At 71.9% G+C, this 7,179-nt stretch carries 8 protein-coding genes; 3 read left to right on the top strand and 5 right to left on the bottom strand.

Annotated features, from left to right (window positions below):
* Positions 1-175 precede the first annotated feature (175 nt).
* From ACFY2X_RS45265 to ACFY2X_RS45255, 3 genes are read right to left on the bottom strand one after another with little or no spacing between them, the layout of a single operon-like run.
* A complete protein-coding gene (locus ACFY2X_RS45265; protein WP_389951044.1) occupies positions 176-1,369 on the bottom strand; it encodes an alpha/beta hydrolase family protein in 1,194 nt (397 codons plus the stop codon).
* Positions 1,370-1,390: 21 nt separating this feature from the next.
* Positions 1,391-2,188: an ABC transporter permease subunit gene (locus ACFY2X_RS45260; RefSeq protein WP_389951042.1), complete on the bottom strand. Its 798-nt coding sequence runs from the start codon at positions 2,186-2,188 to the stop codon at positions 1,391-1,393.
* Positions 2,188-3,108: an ABC transporter ATP-binding protein gene (locus ACFY2X_RS45255; protein WP_389951039.1), complete on the bottom strand. Its 921-nt coding sequence runs from the start codon at positions 3,106-3,108 to the stop codon at positions 2,188-2,190. Before ACFY2X_RS45255 ends, ACFY2X_RS45260 begins: the two co-directional genes overlap by 1 nt.
* Before the next feature lie 117 nt (positions 3,109-3,225).
* Here ACFY2X_RS45255 and ACFY2X_RS45250 point away from each other — a divergent pair, with 117 nt between their 5' ends.
* Positions 3,226-4,488, top strand: coding sequence for a sensor histidine kinase (locus ACFY2X_RS45250; protein ID WP_389951036.1), 1,263 nt, complete (start codon positions 3,226-3,228; stop codon positions 4,486-4,488).
* Entirely contained in the window at positions 4,485-5,141 is a 657-nt protein-coding gene (locus ACFY2X_RS45245; RefSeq protein ID WP_389951033.1) for a response regulator, read from the top strand. Before ACFY2X_RS45250 ends, ACFY2X_RS45245 begins: the two co-directional genes overlap by 4 nt.
* Before the next feature lie 22 nt (positions 5,142-5,163).
* Here the strand turns inward: ACFY2X_RS45245 and ACFY2X_RS45240 are convergent, their stop codons facing one another.
* Positions 5,164-6,165, bottom strand: a complete 1,002-nt coding sequence (locus tag ACFY2X_RS45240; protein ID WP_389951031.1) for a small ribosomal subunit Rsm22 family protein — start codon at positions 6,163-6,165, stop codon at positions 5,164-5,166.
* Between the two features lie 9 nt (positions 6,166-6,174).
* Positions 6,175-6,378, bottom strand: a complete 204-nt coding sequence (locus tag ACFY2X_RS45235) for a hypothetical protein (RefSeq protein WP_389951028.1) — start codon at positions 6,376-6,378, stop codon at positions 6,175-6,177.
* Positions 6,379-6,429: 51 nt separating this feature from the next.
* Here ACFY2X_RS45235 and ACFY2X_RS45230 point away from each other — a divergent pair, with 51 nt between their 5' ends.
* Positions 6,430-7,179 carry a sulfite exporter TauE/SafE family protein gene (locus ACFY2X_RS45230; RefSeq protein WP_389951025.1) on the top strand — a complete coding sequence of 250 codons (750 nt, stop codon included), beginning with the start codon at positions 6,430-6,432 and terminating at the stop codon, positions 7,177-7,179.

Here is a 7,179-nt window from a genome sequence, read left to right as displayed (position 1 = left end):
CCGGGGGGGCCGGCCCGGGGCGGGACCCGTCCCCCGCCCCCCGCGGTAGCGGGGGCGCCCGGCGGGAATAGCCCCCCCCCCGGGGGGGCGGGGGGGCCCCCCCCCCGCCCCCCGGCCGCCCCCCCCCGGCAGCGGTAATACTCCCGTCAGCCCAGAGCGACCACGCAGTGCGAGGTCACGGGTTGTGGAAGGCGACTTCGGGATTGACCGGTACAGGGGCGTCGAGCAGGGGTTGTCTCTTGCCCTTGAGGTGCCGGTCGAAGAAGGCCGCGACGTAGACACGGGTGAGCTCGACCCCGCGTTCGGCGGCGATGGCGCCGGGGGACGACAGGCCGGCCTTGCTCCTCGCGATCGGCAGGTCGGTGAAGCTGTCGTGCTCGGCCTGAGCGACGGTAAGCCAGCGCTTCCAGCCGCGCAGAGCCTGCCAGGTGTTGTTCCAGGTGTGGTCCTTGCCGGGGCTGTGGTCGCTCTCGCTGCCCATCAGCAGGAAGGGACGGTCGCCGAGGCCGGTGGCGGGCAATGTGGCGCTGATGGTGCCGTCGAGGTTGATCCCGGCCTTGACCCGCTTGTCGGCCAGCATGGTCGCGGAGGCGGCGTCGCCGCCGAGTGAGTGGCCGGCCATGCCGATGCGCTTGGAATTGATCAGGTTGGCGCGCTTCCAGGCGGGGTGGCGGCCGGTCAGCCGGTCGAGGACGAAGGAGACGTCCTTGGCGCGGTTGTTGGTGATGGTGGCCTTGCCGCCCTTGGGGGGTTTGGGCTGGTCGCACAGGGGTGCGCAGGTGAGCAGGCCGATGCCGGGGAAGGCGGTGCCGGAGGATTCGTAGGCGTGGTCGATCGCCGCGACGACGTAGCCGTGACTGGCCAGGTCCTCGGCGAGGGAGGTCAGGCTGGCGCGGGGCAGGCCGAGGCCGGGCGAGAGCACCACCAGCGGGTGGCGGCCGTTCTTGGGGCGGGCGCCGGTGTGGGCGTGGGTGCGGATGCCGCTGATGATCTCGGGCGGAAGATCGGTGCCGGGGGCCTTGCGTCGCAGCAGGGACTTGGCCTCTTCGGGGGTCATGTAGGGGGCGGGGTCGCCGGTGGCGGAGCGGGCGGGGTAGTACATCGAGAGCATGAGCCGGCGTGGGCCGGAGGCCGGGACCCAGGGGTCCTTGCGGCTCTTGTCGACCAGGTACAGGACGTCGCGGCCGACCGGATCGGGGCCGGTGGGGCGGGGCAGTTCCAGCCGGAGGGCGGCCGGCGATGTGGTGGCCGCAGCGGCGGGACCGGGTCGCGTGGCTGATGCGGTCGTCGTGGCGTAGGCCGTGGCGGTCAGGGTGAGGCAGGCCGTCAGCGGTACGGCCAGCAGGCGCGGGAACATCAGGGTGCTCATCGGATTCCTTTCGAGGGGCGGTCAGACGTCGCGGCGGTGTACGAGGAGAAGGGTCAGGACGGCGGCGGCCAGTGGCCACAGCGCGAAGACGGCCCAAGAGCCGGCCACCGTGGGCAGGGCGGGGTCGTCGCGGAGCTGGGGCAGGCCCAGGCAGGTGCGCCAGACGTAGAAGGGGACCAGGGCGTACAGGTCGTTGAGCCACTCGTGGACGGTCGGCCGGAAGAAGGTCGGCACGATGACCAGCACGGCGCAGACGGTGACGACGGCGGCCGCGGTGTGCCGCAGCAGCGCGCCGATTCCGATGCCGACGAGCGCCGACACCGGCGCGAGCAGCGCGTTGGCGGCCAGGACGCGCAGCACGCCGGGGTCGCCGGGCGAGACGGCGATACCGCGACCGGACAGGATGGCCTGGCTGACGCCGAAGGTGGCCGCTGAGACGAGGACGCCGGTCGCGAGCATGACGGCGCCCAGCACGGTGAGCTTGGCGGCCACGACGCGGTGGCGGGCCGGGACGGCGGTCAGGGTGGTGCGGATGAGGCCCGTGGCGTACTCGCCGACGATCGTCAGCGCGCCGATGCTGCCCGCGCCGATCATGAGCATGGTGGCGGCCAGGCCGCTGAACGCCTCGGTCAGCGGGTTGAACCTGGCCTTCTCCATCGCCGGGAAGCCGGGCCAGTTGTAATAGGCGTCCAGGCTGCTCTGGACGGCGAAGGCGACGATGGCCAGCGTGCCGAAGCCGAGCAGCCAGCGGGTGGAGCGGAGCGACCAGAGCTTGATCCATTCGGCGGCGAGCAGGTCGCGGAAGCGGGCGGGTCTCATCACCGTTCACCGGCCGGAGAGGCGGCGCGGTAGTCGGCGCGGTCGGCGGTCAGCTCCATGAACGCCTGCTCCAGAGAGGCGGCGCGCGGGGCGAGTTCCCGCAGCAGGATGCGCCGTTCGTAGGCGAGTTCGCCGATGCGGGCGGCGCTCAGCCCGGTGACGGTCAGGGCGTCGCCGCCGTCCTGCCGCACATGGGCGCCCGCCGGGGTGAGGACGGCGGCGAGTTCGGCGGGGTCGGGCGTGCGTACGGTGACCGACGCGCCGGTGCCGCGGGCGGCGAACTCGGCCACGCTCTCGTCGGCGATCAACTCGCCGCGGCCGATGACGATGATCCGGTCGGCGGTGTGCTCCATCTCGCTCATCAGGTGGCTGGAGACGAGCACGGTGCGTCCTTCGCCGGCCAGGCGCCGGAACAGACCGCGTACCCAGCGCACGCCCTCAGGGTCCAGGCCATTGACCGGTTCGTCGAACAGCAGCACCGGCGGGTCTCCCAGCAGGGCGGAGGCGATGCCGAGCCGTTGTCGCATGCCCAGGGAGAACCCGCCCACGCGGCGGCGGGCCATGCTCTCCAGCCCCACCTCCCGCAGCACCTCGGTCACCCGGCGGAGCGGCAGGCCGTTGCTACGGGCCAGCGCAGACAGGTGTGCGGCGGCGCTGCGCCCGCCGTGCACGTCGCCGGCGTCCAGCAGCGCGCCGGCGTGCCGCAGTCCGGCACGATGCCGGGCGAACGGGCGGCCGTCGATGGTGGCGCTGCCGCTGGTGGGCCGGTTCAGCCCGAGGATCATCCGCATCGTGGTGCTCTTGCCGGCGCCGTTCGGGCCGAGGAACCCGGTGACGTGGCCCGGCCGCACGGTGAACGTCAGGCCGTTGACGGCCGTCACCTCGCCGTAGCGCTTGGTCAGTGCGTTGACTTCGATCACCTGGACAACGGTGTCGCAGGCCGGGCATGCGCGACATCTGGCCGTGGGCCGGTTTCCGCGCGGGATGGGATGGCCTGCGGGCATAGGCCGGAAGGCCGATGCCCGCGGAGGAAACGGATGACTACGATCGGCCAGGTGCGCGAAGAAACGCCCAGGCCACCCTTGACGCAGCGGCTGCCGCATGGTGTGCGGACGGCGCTGACCTGGTGTGCCGTCGTGGCCTTCCTTCCGCTGCTGTACGCCGTGACGCTGGCCGACGGCGAGAGTCTGCTCCCGGTGGGCGCGGTCCACGCGGGTTTCGCCGCCGCGATGGCGTTTCCCCTGGTGTGGGCCCGGCGGCGGCCGTGCGCGGTGCTGGCGGTGCTGCTGGCCGAACTGCTCGTGGCCGTGGCGTTGGCGCAGCCCGCGGAGCGGACCTGGCCGCTGGTGCCGGCGGCCGATCTCCTGGTCTGTTTCATCACGGCCGCCCGCTCACACCGTGCCGGCCTGGCCGCGGCGGCCACCACGCTGATCGTCCAGGAGGCGGCCTGGCACGCGGCTCTGCTGACCCAGGGGTTGCGCGTCTTCGCGTCGGGCTTCCTCGCGCTGTCGGTCCTGCTCGGCCTGGGCGTCGTCATCGCCTGGACGGCGGGGACGGTGTTGCGGCAACGACGCGAGTACGGCGAGGCGCTGCGTGCGCAGGCCGAACTTCAGGCGGTCACCGCCGACCGGTTGCGTATCGCGCGCGAGCTGCACGACATGGTCGCGCACAGCATCGGCGTCATCGCCATCCAGGCCGGCGCCGGAGCCCGGGTGATCGACAGCCGCCCGGAACAGGCACGTGACGCGCTGGGCGCGATCGAGGCCGCCAGCCGGCAGACGCTGCAGGGGCTGCGGCACGTGCTCGGCGTGCTCCGCGAGCCCGCCACCGCCTCGGAGCCGGAATCGGCGCCCTTGGCGGGGCTGGCAGACCTCGACCGGCTCGCCGAGACGACCACGGCCGCCGGCGTCCGCGTGGACGTGCGCCGCCAGGGGAGGCCGCACGGGCTGCCCCCCGCCTTGGACCGGTGCGCCTTCCGCATCGTCCAAGAGTCGGTGACCAACGTCGTACGTCACGCCGACGCCCGCCACTGCCAGGTCGTGCTCGACTACGCGCCCGACGAACTGCGCATCGACATCACCGACGACGGACGCGGCACCGCCGCCCCGGCCTCGCCCGGCAGCGGATACGGGATCGCCGGCATGCGCGAGAGAGTCGCCCTGCTGGACGGCCGCCTCAGCGCCGGACCACGCCCCGAGGGCGGTTTCCGCGTCACCGCCGCCCTCCCGCTGCACACCCCCGCACAACAAGGCGCCCCGGTGCGGGAGCGCGGCCAGACCGCTCACATGGAGGCACGTTGACCATCCGCGTCGTGCTCGCCGACGACCAGCCGCTGATCCGCGCGGGCCTGCGCATGGTCATCGACGGCACCCCCGGCGTCGAGGTCGCGGGCGAGGCCGGGACGGGAACCCAGGCGATCCAGCTCACCAGGCGGCTGAGTCCCGACGTGGTCGTGATGGACATCCGCATGCCCGGCATGGACGGTATCGAGGCCACCCAGACCATCACCGCCGAGTCCCCGAACACCCGTGTGATCATGCTCACCACGTTCGACGACGACAGCAATGTCTACGCCTCGCTGCGTGCCGGGGCGAGCGGGTTCCTGGTCAAGGACATGGCACTGGAGGACATCCTGTCCGCCGTCCACGTCGTCGCCGCCGGCGACGCCCTGATCGCACCCAGCGTCACCCGCCGCCTCATCGAGGAGTTCGCCGGCCGTCCCGAACCCCGCCCCCGGCCGCGCGAGCTCGCAGGCGTCACCGCACGAGAACGCGAGGTGCTGATCCTGGTCGGGCGTGGCCTGTCCAACGCCGAGATCGCCGCCCACCTGCACATCAGCCCCGGCACCGCCAAGGCCCACATCGCCAGCCTGCTCACCAAAATCGGCGCCCGCGACCGCGTCCAGCTCGTCATCGCCGCCTACGACGCCGGCCTGGTGTCCCCAGCTCCATGACGATCGATGACTGGGAGGAGGATCACTCCTCCGAGCCGTCGCCGGTCGAAGGCGGCCATTCGTCTCCCCAGGAGACGTCGCGCGCCATCCGGTAGGCGTCGCCATGGCGCTTGGAGACGATCTCGTCGGTCACGCCCTCGCCGCCCGTGCACAGCCGCATCGACACCAGCCCCTTGCGCTTGAGCGGGTGGCGCAGGACCCGGTTGGCCGCTCGTGCCCACGGCTGGGCCGAGGCCGCGACATAGGAGAACTTCTCGTCCTCGAAGCCCAGCGTGCCGACCTTGATCTGCCGGTGGAGCGCGCTGCGGTTGAGCCGTACCGAGAAGTGGCACCAGTCCCGGTCGCGGGGGATCGGGCACACGTGATCGTGGGGGCAGGGTGCCACCACGGACAGGCCCTGGTCGATCAGCACGTCGCGAGCGGCGGAGATCCGGGCGTATCCGGCCGGCGTGCCCGGCTCGACCAGCACGACCATGCGCGCCTGCGCCGCCAGGGACCGGACGACGCCTTCCTGCGTGTCGGGTGGCAGCTCGTTGAGCACGTAGGACATGGTGACCAGGTCGGCGGGAGGCTTGGTCACGGTCCCGCGGATGACGGCCTGCTCCCAGCGGGCGTCCCGTACCGCGGGCGACTCGGCCCGCTTCGCCAGCCGCTTGCCGAGGGCGATGGCCTTCGGCGCCTGTTCCAGCACGGCCACGCTCTCCAGCGAGGGCCAGATCCCGGTGGCCGCCCATATGGCCGTGCCGGTGCCGCCGCCGACGTCGACATGCGTGCGGGGAGCGAACCCCGGCGCCATCTCCGCGGTGTGGCGCAGCGCGGTGGAGATGGCCGCGAAGGTCGCGGGCATCCGGTAGCCGGCGTAGGCCGCGACGTCGATCTCGGAGCCGAGCACGGTGTCGGCGGGGTCGAAGCCCTCCCGATACTGCTGGATCAGGTTCTGGACGGACCGGGTCATGTCCGCCGGGGCGAAACGCCCGAGAACGCTGTCCAAGGCATCGCTGAGATCTTTGGGCAAGCTGGCCATGACGGCCATTTAACCAGTCTTGACCAGCAGGAATTTCACAGGCGGGCCGTTGGGACCGCCGCAGACCGGCAGCGGTGGCATCGACTTTGACGCCCGCCCGCCGGTCACCACGTCGACCGTCGGTCGCGGATCGACGCCGAGTGCGTGGGCGATCGGCAGGCTCTCGGCGTGTACAAGCTCGAAATCCGAGGCTGGACCCTCCTTGACATGCATTGCATGCAATGCATACTTATGGCTGAAGCGCCGAGCGAGAGAGGAGGGACCGTGCTGGACCACCTGCAACTGATCGTCCTCGCCGTGGCAGGTTTCCTGGCCGGTGCCGTGAACGGGGTCGCCGGCGGCGGCTCACTGATCTCGTTCCCCGCGCTGCTGGCCATGGGCTACTCGCCGGTGACGGCCAATGTCACCAGCGCGCTGACGACCTTGCCCGGTTACGCGGGCGGGCTCGTCGGCTACCGCGATGAGCTGGCCACAGTGGGACCGAGAGTCCGGCAACTCGCCGCGGTGAGCGCCGCCGGGGCGGCATGCGGATCGGTGGTGCTGCTCACCGCGCCGGCGGAGCGGTTCGCCTCCGTCGTCCCGGTTCTCGTCCTCGCGTCCGTCGTCGCTCTGGCCATGCAAGGCGTGGTGGCGCGACGTCTCGACCAGGCGAGGGCCGCCGGCGGAGGGCGCGGGCTTCTGGTGGCCCAGTTCGTGGTCTCGATGTACGGTGGATACTTTGCCGCGGGCCTCGGCGTGATGATGCTCGCGATTCTCGGAGCCTTCATGGCCGAGGACCTGCACCGGCTCAACGCCCTCAAGAGCGCTCTGTCGCTGATCGTCGGGTCGGCCTCCGCGCTGTTCTTCACCATGTTCGGGCCCGTGGAATGGCTCCCCGTCGCCGTCATGTCGCTCGCCGGTCTCGCCGGTGGCCGGAGCGGAGTGGTTCTCGCCCGGCGTGTGCCCGCTCAGTACCTTCGCTGGCTCGTCGTCGGCTTCGGTCTCGTCCTGTCCATCGTGCTCTTCGTGAGGTAA

This window comes from Streptosporangium sp. NPDC000396 (genome assembly GCF_042898655.1).
GTDB lineage: Bacteria > Actinomycetota > Actinomycetes > Streptosporangiales > Streptosporangiaceae > Streptosporangium.
Note: the sequence above shows the minus strand (reverse complement) of the source record. Positions and strands in the feature narration are given on the sequence as shown.